This window comes from Brachyspira murdochii DSM 12563 (genome assembly GCF_000092845.1).
In the GTDB taxonomy this organism is placed as follows: domain Bacteria; phylum Spirochaetota; class Brachyspiria; order Brachyspirales; family Brachyspiraceae; genus Brachyspira; species Brachyspira murdochii.
In genome coordinates, this window is record NC_014150.1 from 1,251,891 (window position 1) to 1,271,419 (window position 19,529).

At 29.2% G+C, this 19,529-nt stretch carries 18 protein-coding genes and 1 pseudogene; 18 read left to right on the top strand and 1 reads right to left on the bottom strand.

Annotated elements, in window-relative coordinates:
* Positions 1 to 816: 816 nt before the first annotated feature.
* From BMUR_RS05375 to ftsH, 15 genes and pseudogenes are all read left to right on the top strand, one after another.
* Complete coding sequence (locus BMUR_RS05375; RefSeq protein ID WP_013113584.1) at positions 817 to 1,284, top strand: chemotaxis protein CheX; 468 nt, start codon at positions 817 to 819, stop codon at positions 1,282 to 1,284.
* 6 nt (positions 1,285 to 1,290) lie between these two features.
* Complete coding sequence (locus BMUR_RS15265; protein WP_280513015.1) at positions 1,291 to 1,440, top strand: response regulator; 150 nt, start codon at positions 1,291 to 1,293, stop codon at positions 1,438 to 1,440.
* Between the two features lie 12 nt (positions 1,441 to 1,452).
* Positions 1,453 to 1,713: pseudogene (locus tag BMUR_RS15270) on the top strand (response regulator); the annotation flags it as partial.
* Positions 1,714 to 1,742: 29 nt separating this feature from the next.
* On the top strand, positions 1,743 to 2,558 hold the full coding sequence (locus BMUR_RS05385) for a CheR family methyltransferase (RefSeq protein ID WP_013113585.1): 816 nt from the start codon (positions 1,743 to 1,745) through the stop codon (positions 2,556 to 2,558).
* 11 nt (positions 2,559 to 2,569) lie between these two features.
* Positions 2,570 to 2,977 (top strand): bactofilin family protein, encoded by a 408-nt coding sequence (locus BMUR_RS05390; RefSeq protein ID WP_013113586.1) that lies wholly within the window; start codon positions 2,570 to 2,572, stop codon positions 2,975 to 2,977.
* A gap of 17 nt (positions 2,978 to 2,994) precedes the next feature.
* Positions 2,995 to 3,936 (top strand): tetratricopeptide repeat protein, encoded by a 942-nt coding sequence (locus BMUR_RS05395; protein ID WP_041749983.1) that lies wholly within the window; start codon positions 2,995 to 2,997, stop codon positions 3,934 to 3,936.
* Between the two features lie 5 nt (positions 3,937 to 3,941).
* Positions 3,942 to 4,967: a rod shape-determining protein gene (locus BMUR_RS05400; RefSeq protein WP_013113588.1), complete on the top strand. Its 1,026-nt coding sequence runs from the start codon at positions 3,942 to 3,944 to the stop codon at positions 4,965 to 4,967.
* Between the two features lie 49 nt (positions 4,968 to 5,016).
* Complete coding sequence (gene mreC / locus BMUR_RS05405) at positions 5,017 to 5,901, top strand: rod shape-determining protein MreC (protein WP_083771107.1); 885 nt, start codon at positions 5,017 to 5,019, stop codon at positions 5,899 to 5,901.
* The gene (gene mreD / locus BMUR_RS05410) at positions 5,901 to 6,443 is read left to right on the top strand and encodes a rod shape-determining protein MreD (RefSeq protein WP_013113590.1); all 543 of its coding nucleotides are present in this window, start codon (positions 5,901 to 5,903) and stop codon (positions 6,441 to 6,443) included. Before mreC ends, mreD begins: the two co-directional genes overlap by 1 nt.
* A 5-nt stretch (positions 6,444 to 6,448) precedes the next feature.
* Complete coding sequence (locus BMUR_RS05415; protein ID WP_013113591.1) at positions 6,449 to 6,997, top strand: class IV adenylate cyclase; 549 nt, start codon at positions 6,449 to 6,451, stop codon at positions 6,995 to 6,997.
* 157 nt (positions 6,998 to 7,154) lie between these two features.
* Positions 7,155 to 8,159, top strand: coding sequence for a hypothetical protein (locus tag BMUR_RS05420; protein WP_013113592.1), 1,005 nt, complete (start codon positions 7,155 to 7,157; stop codon positions 8,157 to 8,159).
* A gap of 29 nt (positions 8,160 to 8,188) precedes the next feature.
* A complete protein-coding gene (locus tag BMUR_RS05425; RefSeq protein WP_013113593.1) occupies positions 8,189 to 8,782 on the top strand; it encodes a DUF4390 domain-containing protein in 594 nt (197 codons plus the stop codon).
* A gap of 49 nt (positions 8,783 to 8,831) precedes the next feature.
* Complete coding sequence (locus tag BMUR_RS05430) at positions 8,832 to 9,431, top strand: NlpC/P60 family protein (RefSeq protein WP_013113594.1); 600 nt, start codon at positions 8,832 to 8,834, stop codon at positions 9,429 to 9,431.
* Between the two features lie 96 nt (positions 9,432 to 9,527).
* A complete protein-coding gene (locus BMUR_RS05435) occupies positions 9,528 to 10,217 on the top strand; it encodes an NlpC/P60 family protein (RefSeq protein ID WP_013113595.1) in 690 nt (229 codons plus the stop codon).
* A gap of 64 nt (positions 10,218 to 10,281) precedes the next feature.
* The gene (gene ftsH, locus BMUR_RS05440) at positions 10,282 to 12,387 is read left to right on the top strand and encodes an ATP-dependent zinc metalloprotease FtsH (protein ID WP_013113596.1); all 2,106 of its coding nucleotides are present in this window, start codon (positions 10,282 to 10,284) and stop codon (positions 12,385 to 12,387) included.
* Between the two features lie 240 nt (positions 12,388 to 12,627).
* On the opposite strand, the gene BMUR_RS05445 is transcribed toward ftsH, so the two are convergent.
* Complete coding sequence (locus BMUR_RS05445; protein WP_013113597.1) at positions 12,628 to 13,614, bottom strand: P1 family peptidase; 987 nt, start codon at positions 13,612 to 13,614, stop codon at positions 12,628 to 12,630.
* Between the two features lie 558 nt (positions 13,615 to 14,172).
* Between BMUR_RS05445 and BMUR_RS05450 the strand changes: the two genes are divergently transcribed.
* From BMUR_RS05450 to BMUR_RS05460, 3 genes are all read left to right on the top strand, one after another.
* Positions 14,173 to 15,678 (top strand): sodium:solute symporter family protein, encoded by a 1,506-nt coding sequence (locus tag BMUR_RS05450; protein ID WP_013113599.1) that lies wholly within the window; start codon positions 14,173 to 14,175, stop codon positions 15,676 to 15,678.
* Between the two features lie 471 nt (positions 15,679 to 16,149).
* Positions 16,150 to 17,673 (top strand): YifB family Mg chelatase-like AAA ATPase, encoded by a 1,524-nt coding sequence (locus BMUR_RS05455; protein ID WP_013113600.1) that lies wholly within the window; start codon positions 16,150 to 16,152, stop codon positions 17,671 to 17,673.
* Positions 17,674 to 18,031: 358 nt separating this feature from the next.
* Positions 18,032 to 19,510 carry an AlbA family DNA-binding domain-containing protein gene (locus tag BMUR_RS05460; protein WP_013113601.1) on the top strand — a complete coding sequence of 493 codons (1,479 nt, stop codon included), beginning with the start codon at positions 18,032 to 18,034 and terminating at the stop codon, positions 19,508 to 19,510.
* Positions 19,511 to 19,529: the final 19 nt, after the last annotated feature.

Consider the following 19,529-nt stretch of genomic DNA (forward strand, 5'->3'; position numbering starts at 1 on the left):
AAAAATCGTACTAAATAAAAGGGCTTGAATTAATTTTCAAAGCCCTTTTTTATAAAACTTATATTAAGCATAATAAAAAAATAAATTAAAAATTGTTATATTGTTATACCTAGAAAAATTATACTAACATCATAGTAATTATAACATTTAAGCGAGCCTGACATAAAGGAAGCAGACTTAAAGTATTGCAGTAATTTCTAAAGTCTGGAAAAGCTGAATAAAAAAATTATGAAAAATTAATTATGAATTATGCAAAGAAAAAGAGGGAAATATATTTTTATACTGTTATTTTTACCAAATATATTAAAAATTATTCAAAAACAAATTTTCTTAATACACAAAATTACGGCTTTGGACAATTGATTGAAATTAATAATTTGTAATTATACTTGAAATATTCATAATAATAAAAATTATATAATTAATTCCGGAATTATGTTTGAAGCATTACACACAGAAATGGTATTTTCATAAAAAATATTAAATACATTGCTTATATATTTTTTTAAATTTTTACAGTAATTATAGTATTTATAAATTAATATTTATTATTTTTAATCTATAATAAAAAAACATAAAGATAAAACAATAAGTTTATACACCAATATATAATAATACAGTATATTACATATAAAAATTTAGCTTATATTAATAATATTACAATAATAAAAATATTATTTTCAAGCAAATTATTTTTTTTTCGATATTTAACGCAGGAATTATTAATACTAATATTCATAACTATACTTGCAAAAAAAGTCATAAATTGTTAAAATATATGCAAGTAATTATAGTTTGAAAAAAGAGTATTAAAAAATGAGACTTGACTATATAAGACCATTTACAGATGCCTCCAATGAAATACTTCAGAATTATCTAAAAAATGGTATCAAAACTAGCGATATAACTTTAAAAGGTGATTTTGTCAATGCTTCCGGTATTATAGCAATAGTAGCATTGTCAGAAGATATAGTCGGGCATTTTATAATTGATATGGAAATAGAAACAGCAAAAAAAATAGTTTCTATAATGAATGATAGTGAAGTAAAAGATATTGATAAGTTATCATTATCCACAGTACAGGAGCTTGTTAATTTAATAGCAGGACTTGCTGTAACAAAATTAGAAAAGGACGGATATAACGTTGATATATCGCCGCCTGTTATAATGAAAAGCAAGAATTTAGAAGTTTCGATAAGCGACTCGGAATTTCTTCATATAAAATTAGATACCTCTATTGGCGATTTTAATATATTAGTTGCCGTAGAATCAGAAAAGGAGTAAATAAATATGTCTGACATTAATACAAAAGAAGCTGATGGTATAAATGAATTTGGAAAGCCATACAAAGTTCTAATCGTAGATGACTCTGCATTCGTTGTTAAACAGCTGCAGCAAATTTTTGTATCTGAGCAGTACAATGTAGTAGGAACTGCATAAAACGGAGAGGAAGGCGTACTTATGTATAAAGAATACAAGCCAGACTTAGTAACTATGGATATTACAATGCCAAAAATGGATGGTATTACAGCTTTAACAAAAATAATAGAATATGATAAAAATGCCAAAGTAGTTATGGTTAGTGCTTTAGGTAAAGAAGATATGGTTAAAAAAGCCCTTCTAGCAGGTGCTAAAAACTATATTACAAAACCTTTAGATAGAAAAAAAGTTCTTGAACGTATTAAGATGGTTCTTACAAAAAATAAACAATAGTTTTTTTACTTATTCTGGAATAATTGATTTTGAATGAACTAAAACTAACTGATAAACAATTTGATCTATTTAGGGATTTTGTATATAGAGAAAGCGGTATATGTTTTAATGTTATTAATAAAATTATTTTAGAGTCACGCATTGCATCTTCTATGAAAGAGAGAAATCTTGATAAAGTAGAAGACTATTATAAACTTGTATCTTCTAACAAGGAAGAACTTAGAACTTTTTTAGATAACATTACTACAAACCTTACAAAATTTTTTAGAAATGAACCTAATTTCAAATTACTTAAAAATTATGTTCTGCCTAGAATATTAAAAACAAAAAAAATAGGCGAACAAATAAGAATTTGGAGTGCAGGCTGCTCTACCGGTGAAGAACCATACTCTATAGCTATAACTTGTTTAGAAACTCCGGGAGTTAGAGAGCAAGATATTAAAATATTTGCAAGCGATCTTTCTCTTAATTCTTTGGTTGCCGCCAAAGAAGGAAGATACGAAGCCCATAAAGTGGAAAATGTTCCAGAAGACTATTTAAAAAAGTATTTTGACAAACTGCCGTCCGGAGAATATGCAATAAAAAGTAATATAAAAAAACTTATTACTTTCGATTATCATAATTTAAGACATAGAGGCAGCCAGACAAATATGGACGTTATTTTTTGCAGGAATGTACTTATTTACTTTGATAATGAATCTGTAAAACTTACTGTCAATAGATTTTATGATATATTAAATGAACATGGATATTTATTTATAGGACACAGCGAATCTTTATTTGGGCTTGATACCAAATTTAAATTTAATAATATAGATAATTCCATAGTATACACTAAAAATTAGGAGTTTTTTTGATGTTTATGAAAAGAAATGAAAGTACGGAATCTAATTCTATTATAGGCGAAGGTTCATACTTCAAAGGAGAATTTACATTAAACGGTACTTTGAGAGTTGACGGCTGTTATGAAGGCGAAAAACTAGAAGTTGATAATGTATTTGTAGGTCAAACTGGAAAAATAAAATCTAATATAAAAACTGTATCTGCTGTTATTGAAGGTATAATTATAGGAAATATAGAGGCCAAAAACAGAGTTATGCTTATGCCTACAAGCAGAGTACTTGGAGAAATCAGAACACCTGAACTTATTATACAAAATGGTGTTATACTCGAAGGATTATGTATAGTTGCCCCAGACCCTCTTACTAATCCTAAAGAAACTATACTCTCCTTATATGATAACGGATCTGGAAATAATAACTAACGGATTATGTAAATATAATGCCTTATCTATATAATGTTGAAAAAAGAATTAGCATACATATTATCATAATAACCTTAATTGCTGTCCTAGGCATTATTGCAGTTGCTTATCTGTTTACCTCTAACTATATAGAAAAAAAAAGATTGAAATCTATTTATAATTATATGGCATTAGAGGACTACAATAATGCATCTTTTATATTTAATGAGCTTTATACTAAAAGACCATTAAATAAAAATATACTCATCACTGGAATAGATTTATACTATGATATACTAATAAGATCTGATAAAAATGATATTATTACTTCGGCAAGTCAAAATATTATACGATATGCTAAGCAGCTTTTATTAACTTCCAAATTTATAAAAAATAAAAAAATCATATATCAAAGACTCGGATACAGCTATCAAAGACTTGGACATGCTTATTATATTGATTCTTACAAAGCATATATAAATGCGGTAAATGACGGGGATAATAGAGTATCAACTACTATAGAACTATCAAAAATATGCTATGAAATAGGACTATATAAGGATGCTGTAAAATATTTGGAAGATGCTATTGACAGAGAAATAAGAGAAAACAGCGAAAAGTTTATCAATATGGAATTATACTATGAACTTGCTAATGCATATGAAGGGGATAAAGATTATACTAAAGCTATACAAATATTATCATCTATGGATGGTAAATTTAATAATAATTATATGCTGGAAGCAAGAACTTATTTCAAATTGGGAGAATTATACTACAGACAGGGACTATATAAAGAAAGTGAATTTTTTTACAAAAAGACTTTAGAGATAGATGACAAAAATCCAGATTTATATTATAGTATAGGAACATTATATTTAGAAACTAAAAGAAGAAATGAAGCTATAAAAATGTTTAGAGAAGCTATCAAAATAGATAATTCGTATAAGCCCGCTAGGGATATATTAAGGAGATTGTAATAAAAATGTTTAACTGGTTATATAATATGTTCTCAAGTGATATGGGAATTGATTTAGGTACAGCTAATACTTTAGTATATGTAAAAGGAGAAGGTATTGTTTTGGCTGAACCTTCTGTAGTAGCTATAGAAAAAAGTACGGGAAATGTTATTGCTGTAGGAAATGAAGCAAAAAGAATGTTGGGTAAAGTGCCTAACTCTATAGCAGCAATAAGACCTATGAGAGACGGAGTTATTGCAGATTTTGAAACTGTTGAAAAAATGATAAGATATTTTATAAATAAAGTACATAATAAAAGAACTTTAGTAAAACCAAGAATAGCTATAGGTATTCCTACTGGTATTACTGAAGTTGAAAGACGTGCTGTTAGAGAAAGCTGCGAACAGGCTGGGGCTAGAACTATATTTTTAATAGAACAGGCAAGAGCAGCAGCAATTGGTGCTGATATGCCTATTAATGAGCCGCATGGAAATATGATTATAGAAATAGGAGGCGGTACCACTGAGGTTGCTGTACTTTCGCTTGGAAGTATGGTAAGAAGTGCTTCTATACGTGTGGGAGGCGATGAGCTTGATGATGCCATTATCAAATACATGCAGAGAACTCATAACCTCTATATAGGTGAAAAAACTGCTGAAGAGATAAAAATAAATATTGGTCATGCTTATAAGGGCGATATATCAAAAACTATGGACATAAGAGGCCGCGATTCTGTATCCGGACTTCCTAAAACTCTTACAATTAACAGTGCAGAAATTAAAGATGCCATAGCTGATATATTGATAGAAATATTAGAAGCTGTAAAATCTGTACTTAATCAGACTCCTCCAGAAATTTCTGCTGATATTGTAGAAAGAGGTATTGTTATGAGCGGAGGTACTTCACTTCTTCCGGGTTTTACTGACTTAATATCTATGGAAACCGGAGTTCCAGTAATTCTTGCTGAAAGTCCGCTTACATGCGTCGCTATAGGATGCGGAAAGTTTATAGAAGAGACTAAAAACTTAAAAAACTATAGAAGATACTCTTAAAGTAGGAAAAGTTATAAAACTTTGATTAATATATCCGATACTCATAGGCGTGAAACTTTTTTTAAAACATAAACTTCTTACTTTGTACATTCTGCTAAACCTCATAGCAGCTATGCTTATGGTATTAAATAGAAGTAATTTTGCATTCAATTTACAGTCTATTTATGCACTTGGTGTATATCCTATTCAAAGTGCTACCAAAAGCGTTTCAAGAGCTTTTGTATACCTATATACAAGCATAACAGACATATTTACATTACAAAGTCAAGTACAGGTATTAAAAGACAGAATAGCAGAATTAAGCGGGGCTGCCTTAGAATACGAACAATTAAGTGCTGAAAATGACAGATTAAGAGCATTACTCAATGAAGCTCCTACCGATGAATATGCTTTGGAATATGCTGAAATAGTTTCTAAAGATCCTCAGAACTTCTACACTACTATTGTTATTAATAAAGGAAGTGCACATGGTATAGTGGTAGGAATGCCCGTAATATCATATCAAAATGGATACAAGGGCTTAGTGGGTAAAGTAGTTGAAGTAAGAAGATACAACAGCAGAATACTTTCATTAGTTGATCAAAGATCTCAAATATCTGTAATGCTTGAAAGCTCAAGAACTACTGGTATTATGGTTGGTCAAAGCCCTAAATCCACACAAACTCATCTTCAGTATATAGATTTGCAAATGGACGTTGAAGAAGGAGAGCGTGTAGTTACAAGCGGTATGGGAGGTGTTTTCCCAAAAGGTATATTAGTAGGAACTATATTCAAAGTAGAAAAGAAAAACTACGGACTTTTCCATGATCTCTATGTTGAGCCTGCTGTTAATTTCTCTACTTTGGAAAATGTTTATGTCATAAAAAAAGTGCCGGACCAAGAAATAATTATGCTTGCAAATGAAGAAGATGAAAATAATGGAGAGACAAAATAATGAAAAGGGTTATAACCGTTATTATTACAACATTAATACTTCTTTTAATACAGTCATCTCCAGCCTATGATTTAATAAGAGTAGCACTTGGAGCAAAGCCTGATTTACTTTTAATATTTTTAGTATTCATATCATTTAGGTATGGATCTTTTGACGGTATAATATATGGTTTTATTATAGGGCTTTTGCAAGATATAGTGTCAAGCGGTACATTTGGTTCTTATGCTATAATATTTTTAAACATAGGTTTCTTTGTTGGTTTCTTCAATACTAGAATATTCATCAAACAAATTGCCGCTGGAATATTCGTAACTTTAGTTGGTTATTTAATAAAAATTATAGCCTTATTTTTAGTAACTTCTATATATTCAGATCTTTCAAATGTTGCTGTATTGATAAGAGCTGAACTTTTAGTGGGACTTCCTCTTACTGTTATACTATCCTCACCTGCTTTTATACTATTTGAAAAAGCAGCTCCTATAATATACGATAAACAAGGCATACACGTTGATGACAGCACAACAAAAGAATACAGCGAGTAATAATTATGTCTTCAAACTCTGAAATTGAAATAAAAGCATATGTTAGAGACTTTGACTCTGTATTAAATTTCCTATACAAAAATTCTAAATTCAAAAAAAGATATTTTAAAAAAGATATTTACTATGCAAAAGAAAGTGATATAAAAAATAAAAATATAAAAACTAGCGGCTGCATAAGACTTAGAATAGAACATGGCGGATATACATTTTGTTCTAAAGATAGGGTATTAATTGACGGTGTAGAAGTTAACGAAGAGAGAGAATTAAAAGTAAGCAAAAAAAAAGCAAGATTTATTATTAACTTTTTATTTCAAATTCAAAAATACAAAGAGTATGTTAGAAAAGAAAAAAAAGGCTATGCTTTCATATATAAAAATGCTTTGGTAGAAGTTTCAAAAATAAAAAATTTGGATAATTTTATAGAAATTGAATTCTTAAACTCTGATAATTCCGTAGAAGAACAAGTATCAAAATTGAAATCAATATTAAATGAAATAGGTATAGATGAAAAAGATATAGAAACAGAAGCCTATATTAATTTACTTTCAAAATAAAAATATAATGCTTATTATTTTGAAATAGATAGTATATGATAGTATTTTTATATCAAATACCTATTATATGTGATAAAGTATTATTGCTATATAATAAAAAATCTAATATAATTGTTTATTATACAAATAAAACAAATAAAATTATAAAGATTAACATATGATAAAAATTATTTTTACTTTAGTAGTAATACTATCATTAAATGCTATTATATACTCTCAAGAAAGCAATACTTTAGAAAATAAAATGAATAATTATACACAAAAAGTAAAAATGAAGTGGGAGTTTAATCCATTAAAAAACTATGAAACAGACCGCTATTTTTCAGGCTGGCTGGATCCTGATGCTTACAGCAGCAGATTTTGGCTTGGAGATATATTTAATATAGAGCAAATGTATAATAATAATAATTTTAATTTTGATAAGATGGATTTTTATTATCAGCCTACACTTGCAACTGAACTTACACCAATAGCATTTAAATATAATGAAGTACATAGATTTAAAATAGGTGTAGGATATTTAACTCATTTCTTTTTATCAAAATACAAGAAAGGCTATGATCAATATTACGGACAAAGCCTTATGTACGGCACTTATATGCAGGTAGAAGTTTTTTTTGATTATATATTTAATAATACTTTTAAATTAAGATTTAGTCCGTTAAGACATATATGTGCTCATATAAGCGGGGATATACTTGGAGATGAAAAATTATACAATAGAGAAAAAGAGGATTTTAAAGATTCAGGATTTGAACAAATGCATATATCAGCATACTATAAATACGGCTGGTTTACATTTTACGGAGGCATGAATTTTGCTATAACAGGCTTTGATAAATCAAACATTGTAAACTTATTCACTACATTTGCAGGAACTGATTTTAGAGTACCTATATGGGGAGAAATAAGTTTTATAACAGGTATTTATTTTGGAGTAAACTATGATTTAATAAATAATATTTCAAGATATGCAAATGGAGAAAGATACCATATAAATAAACGTTATACAGAATGGATACCTGAAATAAGCGTAGGAATAGGATTTGAAATTTACAGAATTATCATAGGGCTAAAATATAATTATGCCCGTTCAAAACAGCTATACTCGTACAAAACCATGGAAAATAAAATAGGACTCGATATAAGCATTTATTTGTAAAAATTATAAAAACAGTATAAAATAAAATTATGAAACATATATTAATATTATTTTTTATGATATCATCATATTCATCACTGCATGCTTATGAACTAAGGCTTCATTTTTCCAGAGGATATATTTATAATGATATGCTTTATGCTGATGTAGATACTGGGTTTAATAATGAAGTTTACAGAAATATAAAAAGATATATAGATAATGGTATTATAGTATTTATTAATTTTAGAATAGATTTGGTTAATAAAAACTGGTTTATTGACAGTAATGTAAGAGAAATATATTTATACAGAAAAATATATTATGACTTTTTTACAAGAGAGTATGTTGTATTAAATTCTGAAACTATGCGTGAAATAAGAAATACTAATCTTCAAGTTTTAATGAAAAATGTTTATTCAATTAACAGAATAGAAGTAATTAATATAAATAAATTAAATCAAAAAAATAATTTTTTCTTTAAAACAAGATTGTCGATTCAGTTTCAAAATGCCTATCCGTATTTATCTGTATTTTTTAATATTATAACACCAATACAGTATAGAATAAAATGGCTGAAATCTAAAGAATTTAATATAAAAGAATTATATTATAACAATATGCAGGCTATTATTTATAATTAAAAATCCGATTTATAATAGAAAATTAATTTTTTATATTAGGAGTATTAAAATGCGTTTTTATGCTGGCGTTTTTATAGCTCTCTTTTCATTTTTTACACAATTATTATTTTCTCAAAATAATGAAAGAGACGAAATAGTAAAATGGGCTAATTATTATATGAATAAACATTATAAATATAATCAAAGCGATACTATTACTAATCCTTTTACAAAAGAAAAGAAAAAAGTTAATTTTGACTGTTCCGGATTTGTAGGAGCAGTTTACTTTACAGCTATTGAAAAACCAAGTATAAAATTAAGCGGCTCTACTGCAAATATATTTTATCTCTTATCAAAAGAAAATAAAACTTATAAAAATACTCTTCCAAATATAGGAGATATAATATTTTTTGACGGCACTACATCAACAGATAAAAAACTTACTCATTCTGGTATAGTAATAAATGTTGATGAAGATGAAACAATTACTTATGTACATTCAAGTACAAGCAAAGGTCCTATTTTAGGATATATGAATTTAAAATATCCGGATTTGGCAAGAAAGGACGGAAAAGTAATTAATAGCTATCTTAGAGGAGGCAAAGCACCTTATTCTTTAGCCTCTTATTGTTTTAATAGTTACGGCACTATTTTTGAAAAGCCGAATTAAAATTTAATAATAAATGATAAAATAAGAATATTGTAAACTGTATTGACTTTTTGCTGATATCTTATAAAATAATTTTCTATTATAAGAGTGTGTTTTATGCGTTTTTATATTGCTATATTAATATTATTTATAACGTTATTATCTTCTGTATCATTCGCTCAAACTTACGGCTATGATAAAGAATATCAAAAGCAGCTTAAAGAAAGCGGTGTAGAGATAACAGATAAACAAAAGGAACAAGTTAGGGAAGATATAAAAAAATGGGCTAACTTTTACCTAAATAAACATTATGAATACAATGAAAAAGCTCTGCTCACTCACCCAAATTCAAAAGAGAAAAAAACTTTCAATTTTGATTGTTCAGGTTATGTAGCGGCAGTTTATTGGACTTCAAATATAGCAGTATTTGAAAAGCAGGCTATTTTGGATTCTGGAGGCGTAAAAACTATATATGCCACTTTGTCAAAATACAAAAAAATATACAGCGGAGTGCTGCCTAATGTAGGCGATATAATAATGTTTGACAGAACTACATCAGATACAAAAAAACTCACACATGCAGGTATAGTAATAGATATAGATGAAGATGATACTGTAACTTATATTCATGCCTCAACAAGCAAAGGTCTTGTTTTAGGTTATATGAACTTAAAATATCCAGACCTTGCTAGAAAAGACGGCAAAATAATAAACAGTTATCTTAAAAGAGGCGGAGGAGTTGATGCTTTAGCTTCTCACTGTTTTAATAGTTATGGTACTATATTGGACATACCAAAAAATAATTAGTAAATATTGTTAATTTATTTATAAAACTTTTATAAATAAATACAAAAGATAAATTGGAGAATACATGAACAATAACAGTAAAAAGAACAAAAACAATAGAAGACAATCTATACCGCAGTCTGGCGGAGGCGGAAATCAAATAATCATTATACTGCTTCTTACTATGGTAGTAGTAATGGCTATAATGTATTTCCAAAAATCACCTCAGGTAAAAGCTGAGGAATGGGATTATTCTACTGTAGTACAAAAAGTTAAAGAAGGGGTTGTTAAAGAGGTAACTATAGTAGATCAAAACATAAGAAATGGAAAGGCTATTGAAACTGTTAATGGTAAAATAACAGAGATAAACTTCTACTCATATATACCTTTTACAGCAAGCGGTTTTGTTAATCTGCTCATAGAAAATAATGTAAAAGTAAGAGGTGAAGCTGAAAAACCAAGTTATCTAAGTCTTATACTTGTAAACTTGCTTCCAATACTATTAATAGGATTTTTACTTTGGTTTTTTATGTTCAGGCAGGTTCAGGGTTCTAATAACAGAGCTATGAGCTTTGGTAAAAGCAGAGCAAGACTTCTTACTAAAGAAGATGTAAAAGTAACTTTCAAAGATGTAGAAGGCTGTAAAGAGGCTAAAGAGGAATTACAGGAAGTCGTACAGTTTTTAAAAGATGCAAGCAAGTTTACAAAACTAGGTGCTAAAATACCTAAAGGCGTACTTTTAGTAGGTCCTCCGGGTACTGGTAAAACTTTACTTGCTAAGGCTGTTGCAGGCGAGGCTAATGTTCCTTTCTTTAGTATGTCTGGTTCTGAGTTTGTTGAGATGTTTGTAGGCGTTGGAGCTTCAAGGGTAAGAGACTTATTTGAACAGGGAAAAAGATCTGCTCCTTGTATCATATTTATAGACGAGCTTGATGCTGTAGGAAGAACTAGAGGTGCAGGATATGGCGGCGGTCATGACGAAAGAGAGCAGACATTAAACCAAATGCTTGTTGAAATGGACGGTTTCAATACTGATACTAGAATCATAATATTTGCTGCTACTAACAGACCTGATGTACTTGACCCTGCTTTGCTTCGTCCGGGAAGATTTGACAGACAAGTTGTTGTTGATTTGCCGGACGTTAAAGGAAGAGAAGGAATATTTAAAGTGCATGTTTCAAAAATACAGCATGATCCTTCTATAGACTTGTATCATTTAGCTAGAGCTACTCCGGGTTTTTCTGGGGCTGATATTGCTAATATGGTTAATGAAGCTGCTTTAATTGCTGCTAGAAATGATAAACCAAGAGTGGAGCTTTCTGATTTTGAAGAGGCTAGAGATAAAGTTATGATGGGTCCTGAAAGAAGAAGTATTTTGATAAGCGAGAAAGAAAAATTAAATACAGCCTATCATGAAGCAGGACACACTTTAATGGCAGTTCTTCTTCAAAACACAGACGCTTTACATAAAGTTACTATAGTTCCTAGAGGAAGAAGCTTAGGTGCTACTTGGACTTTGCCTCCAGATGGAAGATATACGCTTCAGAGAAAAAAAGCTATTGATGAAATGTCTTTGCTTCTTGGAGGACGTGTTGCCGAAGAGTTCAAATTTGGAGAAGATTCTGTTACTACTGGTGCTTCTAATGATATAGAAAGAGTTACTGAGCTTGCTAGAAGAATGGTATGCGAATGGGGTATGAGCAGACTTGGACCTATATCGTTCGGACAAAAAGAACAGCCTATATTTTTAGGTAAAGAAATAGCAAGACATAAAGACTACAGCGAAGAGACTGCTCAGAAAATAGATGAAGAAGTTCATAAGTTTGTAATGAAAGCATACGAAAGAACTAAAAAATTAATAGCTGAAAATGCTGATAAGTTTGAGGCTTTATCAAGAGAATTATTTGAAAAAGAATCTCTCGATATAGAAGATATAGAGAGAATATGCGAAGTAAAATTGGATAAAGTTAAAGACAAATTAGTTTATGCCGGTAAAGATCCTAAAAGGGGAACTGATGAGCTTGAAGATCCTTCTGCTTATCAGGAGGGAGAAGTAAAAAGCGTTAAAGAAGAAGTATTTAATTCGCCTCTTAAAGTGAAAGAAGAAAACAAAGAAGAAGTAAAATCAATAAAAAAATCTAGTGTAAAAAAAGTAACTTCTTCTAAAAAGAAAAAAACAACTGAAGAATAAAAACAAATATTTCTAAATATAAAAGCCATAGTATAAAAACTACTATGGCTTTTTTAATTGCTTAAAAACTATTAAAGACTACAGAATAAAAGAATTTAATTTTTTTATTAATCTATTCTACCCGCCCGCCCACCCCCAAATCTATTCTTTTAATAAACAAAATTAAAAAACTAGAAGTACCAATTTAATAAGCACTTCTAGTTTACTTTTACAAAAACAATATTCTAATTTCAATAAGAATTAATTTTTTATTATATCATTATAAGATTTAAAGCCATAAGAAGCCTCAGCATTCTTTACAGCATTGTTAATAGCCCTTCCCATAACTATTGCAGCAAGAGTTCCAACAGAATCCAAACTAGCATTAATATCTCCTACACTCATAGCATAAATACTGTCGCCGTCTACTGTAGTATGCACTGGTTTTATAGCCCTAGCAAAGCCATTATGTGCCATAGAAGCTATTTTTCCCATTTGGGACTTTGTAAACTTGGCATTGGTAATTACAGCTCCTATTGTAGTATTTGTAACTATATTGTTATTAGAAGTAAAAGATAAATTATTATTCTGCGTTATTTTTATAAGCTCCTTTTCAGAACTTCTAAACCCGTCTTTATTTTCATTGAGAAGACCTGCAATCATTTTTCCATTATCATAATCATAAATATCTCCGAAGGCATTAACAGATACTATAGCCCCCACCTTAACATCATCAACTTGAACGGCATAAAAACCAAGTCCAGACTTCATAGCATAATCAGCACCTAGTATTTTTCCAACACTGGCACCTGTACCAGCCCCGTAATTACCCATTTTAGGATTATTTTTTTCAGAATCAATACAAGCCTCATAAGCCATATTTATATCAGGACGCACTTTATAATCCCCAACACGCAAATCAAATATACAAGACTGGCAAACTAAAGGAACCTTTGTAACCCCAACATCAAAACCAATATTTCTCTCTTCTAAATATTTCATAACGCCTCCGGAAGCATCAAGACCGAAAGCACTTCCTCCGCTTAAAAGTACAGCATGTATAACTTCCGCAGAAGCAAATGGTTTTGTTAATTCGCTTTCTCTGGAAGCAGGTCCTCCGCCTCTAACATCTAGTCCAGTAACAGCACCTTTCTCGCATATTATAACTGTACATCCTGTTGCTGCTTCTTTATTTTGAGCATTGCCTATTTTGATATTTTCTATATCTGTTATTTTTATCTCTTTCATAAAATATGTCCTAATTTTATTTAATTGTTTTTATAATATATGGCGATATTATATACTAAATTGATATAATTGCATAATTTTTTTAGTTGACAAAAAAATTAAAAGTTGTATACTTACGCTAAGTAGAAATATTATTGGGCATTTTTATAACTTTATTATATATGCATCAATTTTGGAGTATTTAATAATGAAATATCTAAACATTAAAAAATATTCTTCTTCTATCAATGAAGTATCATACCACACATTAGCTCTATTAAGGTGATAGAGTACCTCTTTATTTTATCAAATAAAAATTAATTATTTTTTCTTTCTTAATAACATAAAAAATAATTGATAATATTCATAAAACTTAAAATAAACAAAACATATTAATAGATTATTACTTTAAGTATTAATTTATCATTAAAGGAGTACATTATGACTGGTTCATGGCTTATGGATTATTTTATTTACGGCTGTATAATACTTATGATAGTGCCTATTGCCGCATGCATCTTAAGAGCTTTAAAAAATAGTAAAAAAAATTAAAAGATAGTTATTTAGGAGATAATAAAAATGATTACAAATTGGATTATATTGATAATTTCTTCTATTGCCCTCATAGCAATAGGTTACTGGTCGCAGTTAAAAATTAAAGAAGGAGCTTCAGAGGGATTTTTATTAGGAGCTAAATCAATAGGTGCTTTTGTTGGGGCAGGCACTTTGATGGCTACAGGCTACAGCGGCTGGGGATTTATAGGCTCTCCGGGTACAACTTATGCATACGGAGCTATAGAAATATTTGCTAATTTCTTCTTTGCCCCTGCTATTACTTTCGGAACTTTATTTTTTGCAGGATTTATGAGAAACAGAGCCGAAGAAAGCGGCGGTTTTACTGTGCCAGAATATATTGCTAAAACTCATCATGGCAGCGATAAACAAAAAAGAATAGTTCATGGTTTCGGAGGAATTGCTACTTTTGTATTTTTATCTGTTTATATAATAGGTCAAATAAGAGCTATAGGTTTGGTTGGATCTCAATGGCTTGGAATATCTGAACATACTGCTTCAATTATATTAATGATTGTAATAATTATATTTACTGTTCAAGGCGGGCTTTTAGCTGTTGCTATAACTGATACTATAATGTGTATAGGAATGTTAATTGCTTCTGTAATAGTTTATTTAACTATTGTAAAAGATATACCTATGCTTGAGCTTATTCAAAAAGTAGGAGAAATAAAACCAGAGTTTATTAATCCGGAAACTTCTGTTCCCTACGGAAATGCTAAATACAGTGTATTTTTAGTTTTTATATATGCATTTTTATTTACTACAACCCTACCCTATATGTCTGTAAGATTTTTATCATTTAAGAAAAATGTTAATATACCTTTAATGTCTTTATATATGGCACCTATGGGTATAATATTAAGTTTAGTACCTATAGCAGGACTTTATATGTTTTATAAAAATCCTAATCTACAAAACCCAGACAGTGCTATGCCAGTATTTTTAACAACATATCTTCACCCTGCAATAGGAGGAATGATAATACTATTTATATTATTTGCCATGCTTTCAACTATAAGTTCTGTTTTGCAGGCTTTAGCCTCTTCGCTTTCGCATGACTTGGTAGTATCTATTACAAATAAGCCAGAAAAAAGCAGTCCTATGACTAACAGACTTGGTGTAATATTTACTGGTATATGGGGACTTATACTTACATATCTTGCCCCTCAGGGAATGCTTAATAAAATAGCGTATATAGGAACAGGAGGACTTATAGCCATGTTTGTAGGTCCTATAATGATGAGAACTATTGTAAAAGCTAATATTACATCTGCCCTTTTATCTATGATTATAGGTTTGATAACAAGCACTATATTTATATTAAAACTTAATATAGGCTGGGTAGAAGCTCCTATATTTGCAGGGCTTATAGGTTCTGGGGTTTATGTAGTATATGGTTTTATAGCTAATGGTATGAAAAGAGTACCTGAAGAAGAAAAAATAAAAGATAGTAAAAATAACATTCAAAATAATAATAAAAAAATAAAAGAAGCTGAAGATACTATATAAAAAACATATTTACGATATATAAAAAATTAAGCAGATGTAAGTTTAATGCCTACTTCTGCTTAATTTTATTTTATAAATGTATTATCAATTTTTTGTCTATACTTATTCAAAGTTTTTATCTTTCGTATATGCTTCTCGAAAGTGAAAGTGTAAAAATAACGCTAAATAGCACCAATTAAATAAATTATTAAATTTTGTCTTATATATATCCTTTGGCAGCGAAAGACTGCATATTTATATACTAAAATAATAGTTTGTACAACATGTAAAACATCATATTTATAATTTTAAACATTAAATAATTTTATATTTAATGTTGTCAAGTAGTTTTGAAACAAGTCTAATAAATAAAAAAATCTTAATTTTTAATTATTTATTATAATTTTCTGTAAATTCTAGGCTTAAAATGATAAAAAAATTTGTTTAACTATAAGCATATAAATAATAATTAATAAATAACGGAGTTTTTACATGCATACAAAAATATATTCAGAAGCTCTTTACGGAATAGAAGGAATACCTATTGTAATAGAAGTTAATATATCAGAAGGACTGCCTAAATTTGATGTTGTAGGGCTTCCAGACCAAGCAGTTAATGAGGCAAAAGAAAGAGTAATAGCTGCAATAAATAACAGCGACAGATTTTTTCCTCCAAAAAGAATAACTATCAACTTAGCACCTGCCGATATAAAAAAGACTGGAAGCATGTATGATTTGGCATTTGCTTTGGGAATACTATCATCAAGTGCTCAGGTATTTTTTTCAGATTCTATGGAAGAGACTATTATATTAGGAGAGCTTGCTTTAGACGGAAGTGTGAGAGAAGTAAAGGGAATATTTTCAATGCTTTTAAATGCTAAAGAACTTGGAATAAAAAATGCCATTATACCATTTAACAATATGGAAGAAGCTAATATAATAGAAGGTCTTAATCTTTATCCAGTAAAAACACTTAAAGAAGCAATAGATGCAGCCGAAGGAAAAAAGGCTTATATAGTTTCAGAAGGAAGATTTAATTTTGATACTTCTGATGATGAAACAATAGACTTTTCAGATGTTAAGGGGCAGGAATATGCAAAAAGAGCCGCAATGATAGCCGCTGCCGGCGGACATAATTTTATAATGATAGGAGCTCCCGGATGCGGAAAAACTTTAATAGCAAAAAGAATACCTACAATACTCCCGCCTCTAACATTTGAAGAAGCATTAGAGGTAACAAAAATATATTCTTCTTACGGACTATTGTCAAAAAATATGCCTATAATAAAAAAACGCCCGTTTAGAATACCTCATCATACTTCCTCTTATGTAAGTCTTGTAGGAGGAGGAAGAAATATAAAGGCTGGAGAAATTACACTAGCACATAATGGAGTTTTATTTCTTGATGAGTTTGTAGAGTTTCAAAGCTCCGCACTTCAAACATTAAGAGAGCCTATGGAAGAAAAAACTATAACTATAAGCAGGGCAAACGGCAGTATTTCTTTTCCTGCCAACTTCACATTAATCGCTGCTATGAATCCATGTCCATGCGGTTATTACGGAGATGAAAAACATACTTGCAGATGCTCTGATATAGCTAGAAAAAAATACATCGCCAAACTTTCAGGACCTATACTAGACAGAATAGACATATCAATAGAGGTGCGTGCTGTTGATTATAATAAAATGACTTCAAAAGCTGATGGGGAAAGTTCTAAATCTATGCGAAAAATAGTTACAAAAGCAAGAAAAATACAGGAAAAACGATTTAAAGAAAACTCACTTAAAATATTTTCAAACTCTTCTATGGGGATAAAAGACACTGAAAAGTTCTGCATATTAGACGATAAAGCAAAAAATTTACTTAATCTCGCTATGGAAAGATTTTCAATGAGTGCAAGAAGCTATAATAAAATATTAAAAGTATCAAGAACTATAGCCGATTTGGAAGAAAAAGAGATTATAGGGGTAGACCATATAACAGAAGCACTACAGTACAGGTTTAACTTGAATTAATTACAATTTATAATAGACTTGTTAAAAAACAATTGAAATATAATTTTTATAAGTATTTTTATTTCTTATAAAAATATATAATAAATGTATTATATGTTTAATACAAATAAGACCGCAGGTAAATACGGCAAAATAAAAATTATATCTATATTTTAAAACTAGTCTATTATATTATTTATTTTAAATACAAAATTAATGTATTTTTCACACACTTTTTAGAAAAAAATATATTATTTGGAAATAATGCTTTAAGAACATACCATATATATGTAATTTTAACCATTTTTAATATATTTAGGTTGATATATATTAAATATATGTTATCATAACATATATAGGACTTTTATATGGATATGGTATGAAAATTGTATCTGGCAGATTCTTCTCTAAATCTGAATTAAGAAATAGAATATTAAGAGATGTTATTATATCAATATTGTTCTTATTTATAGTTTTTTTGGTATATATACAAATGAGAAGCCCTATACCTATTAAATTTATTTTTAAATCCCTATTTCAGGACGTAAAAACTTCTATTGTAGAAGAATATTCCAAAATATTTTACCCTACATACTACTTCTCTATGCAGATGACGCCCATATTTGATATAGTAAATCAAGCTCCAGAAGCATATAAAATACTTATAACCAATTTTTTTCCAAAGCATCAGTTTATAGAAAAAGCTGCTATGAAAGTAGGAAATAATTATATGTCTATAACCAAAGAAGGAAACGGATATAAGGTTGTAGGACATATTGTAACCAACAGTACTGAAAGCAATCAGTATGCTTCTGTACCTTTTGAACAATTAAGTATAGATTCTTTCTATGTAAAAGATGGAAAGCCTTATATACATTTAATATACATAGCAAATGAAAATATAGCATTTGAATATATATCTCAGTTTAACGTTAATTTTAATGATATTGAGCTTAAAAACATAGAAAACATTTATGCATATCTAGTAACTGGAAACAGTAAAATTACTTTCCCAGTATCATACAACAGTACAAACAGCAATACAAATAATAATATAACAGCACTTGATTACAATGCTATAGCCGATATTATGACTAAAGAATTTAACGGTACTAATGAAGACATGATAAAAGTATATTATAAAGATAATGTATATTGGGGATATAAGGGTTCATTCTCTGTAGCGGACAATAATATAGAAATAGGCATCATCATACCAGAAAAAGCACTTATAAATAAAATACAGGTTCCTATCATACTATTCTTAATAGTATTTATTGCTGTTAGTGTAATACTTGTTGTTATATTAGCAATACACTATATTAGAATTATAGAGGACCTTAAAAGAAATCACATGAATATAAAGAAAATTATTGAAGAAGGCGAAAACACTAATGTAGAGTTCAAATCCAGCCTGAGATATGACAGCAATACCGAAAAGATTAATAAAGCATTAGAAGAAGTAATCATGAAATCAATAGCTGCATTCAGCAATACAGAGGGAGGAAGATTATTTATAGGCATATCAAATGACGGTGAAATATTAGGGCTTGAACATGACTATAGTACATTAAAACAGGCAAATAGAGATTTCTTTGAGCTTCATTTAAGAACGCTTATTGAAACCTATTATGGAAATGCTTTCTCTGCTGAGGGAATAAGAATTGATTTTGTTACTGAAGATGAAAAAGATATATGTATAGTTTATATTAGAAAGGGAAGGGAGCCTGTATATACTAAAATTACAAATAAACAAGGGGCAAAAGAAGAGAAATTCTATATACGTGTAGGAAACTCTTCAAGAGAAATAGCTAATGCCAGCGAAATAATAGCTTATGTTAAAAAACATTTTAAATAATTAAGTGTTTTATGTATCT

Excerpts from the sequence above, each read along its gene's own strand:
- BMUR_RS05395 (WP_041749983.1), top strand. The coding sequence starts at position 2,995 with ATGCCTTATCTATATAATGTTGAAAAAAGAATTAGCATACATATTATC.
- BMUR_RS05400 (WP_013113588.1), top strand. The coding sequence starts at position 3,942 with ATGTTTAACTGGTTATATAATATGTTCTCAAGTGATATGGGAATTGAT.
- BMUR_RS05425 (WP_013113593.1), top strand. The coding sequence starts at position 8,189 with ATGAAACATATATTAATATTATTTTTTATGATATCATCATATTCATCA.
- BMUR_RS05460 (WP_013113601.1), top strand. The coding sequence starts at position 18,032 with ATGAAAATTGTATCTGGCAGATTCTTCTCTAAATCTGAATTAAGAAAT.
- ftsH (WP_013113596.1), top strand. The coding sequence starts at position 10,282 with ATGAACAATAACAGTAAAAAGAACAAAAACAATAGAAGACAATCTATA.
- BMUR_RS05420 (WP_013113592.1), top strand. The coding sequence starts at position 7,155 with ATGATAAAAATTATTTTTACTTTAGTAGTAATACTATCATTAAATGCT.
- BMUR_RS05415 (WP_013113591.1), top strand. The coding sequence starts at position 6,449 with ATGTCTTCAAACTCTGAAATTGAAATAAAAGCATATGTTAGAGACTTT.
- BMUR_RS05435 (WP_013113595.1), top strand. The coding sequence starts at position 9,528 with ATGCGTTTTTATATTGCTATATTAATATTATTTATAACGTTATTATCT.
- BMUR_RS05445 (WP_013113597.1), bottom strand. The coding sequence starts at position 13,614 with ATGAAAGAGATAAAAATAACAGATATAGAAAATATCAAAATAGGCAAT.
- BMUR_RS05430 (WP_013113594.1), top strand. The coding sequence starts at position 8,832 with ATGCGTTTTTATGCTGGCGTTTTTATAGCTCTCTTTTCATTTTTTACA.
- BMUR_RS05390 (WP_013113586.1), top strand. The coding sequence starts at position 2,570 with ATGTTTATGAAAAGAAATGAAAGTACGGAATCTAATTCTATTATAGGC.
- BMUR_RS05455 (WP_013113600.1), top strand. The coding sequence starts at position 16,150 with ATGCATACAAAAATATATTCAGAAGCTCTTTACGGAATAGAAGGAATA.
- BMUR_RS05450 (WP_013113599.1), top strand. The coding sequence starts at position 14,173 with ATGATTACAAATTGGATTATATTGATAATTTCTTCTATTGCCCTCATA.
- BMUR_RS15265 (WP_280513015.1), top strand. The coding sequence starts at position 1,291 with ATGTCTGACATTAATACAAAAGAAGCTGATGGTATAAATGAATTTGGA.
- mreD (WP_013113590.1), top strand. The coding sequence starts at position 5,901 with ATGAAAAGGGTTATAACCGTTATTATTACAACATTAATACTTCTTTTA.
- BMUR_RS05375 (WP_013113584.1), top strand. The coding sequence starts at position 817 with ATGAGACTTGACTATATAAGACCATTTACAGATGCCTCCAATGAAATA.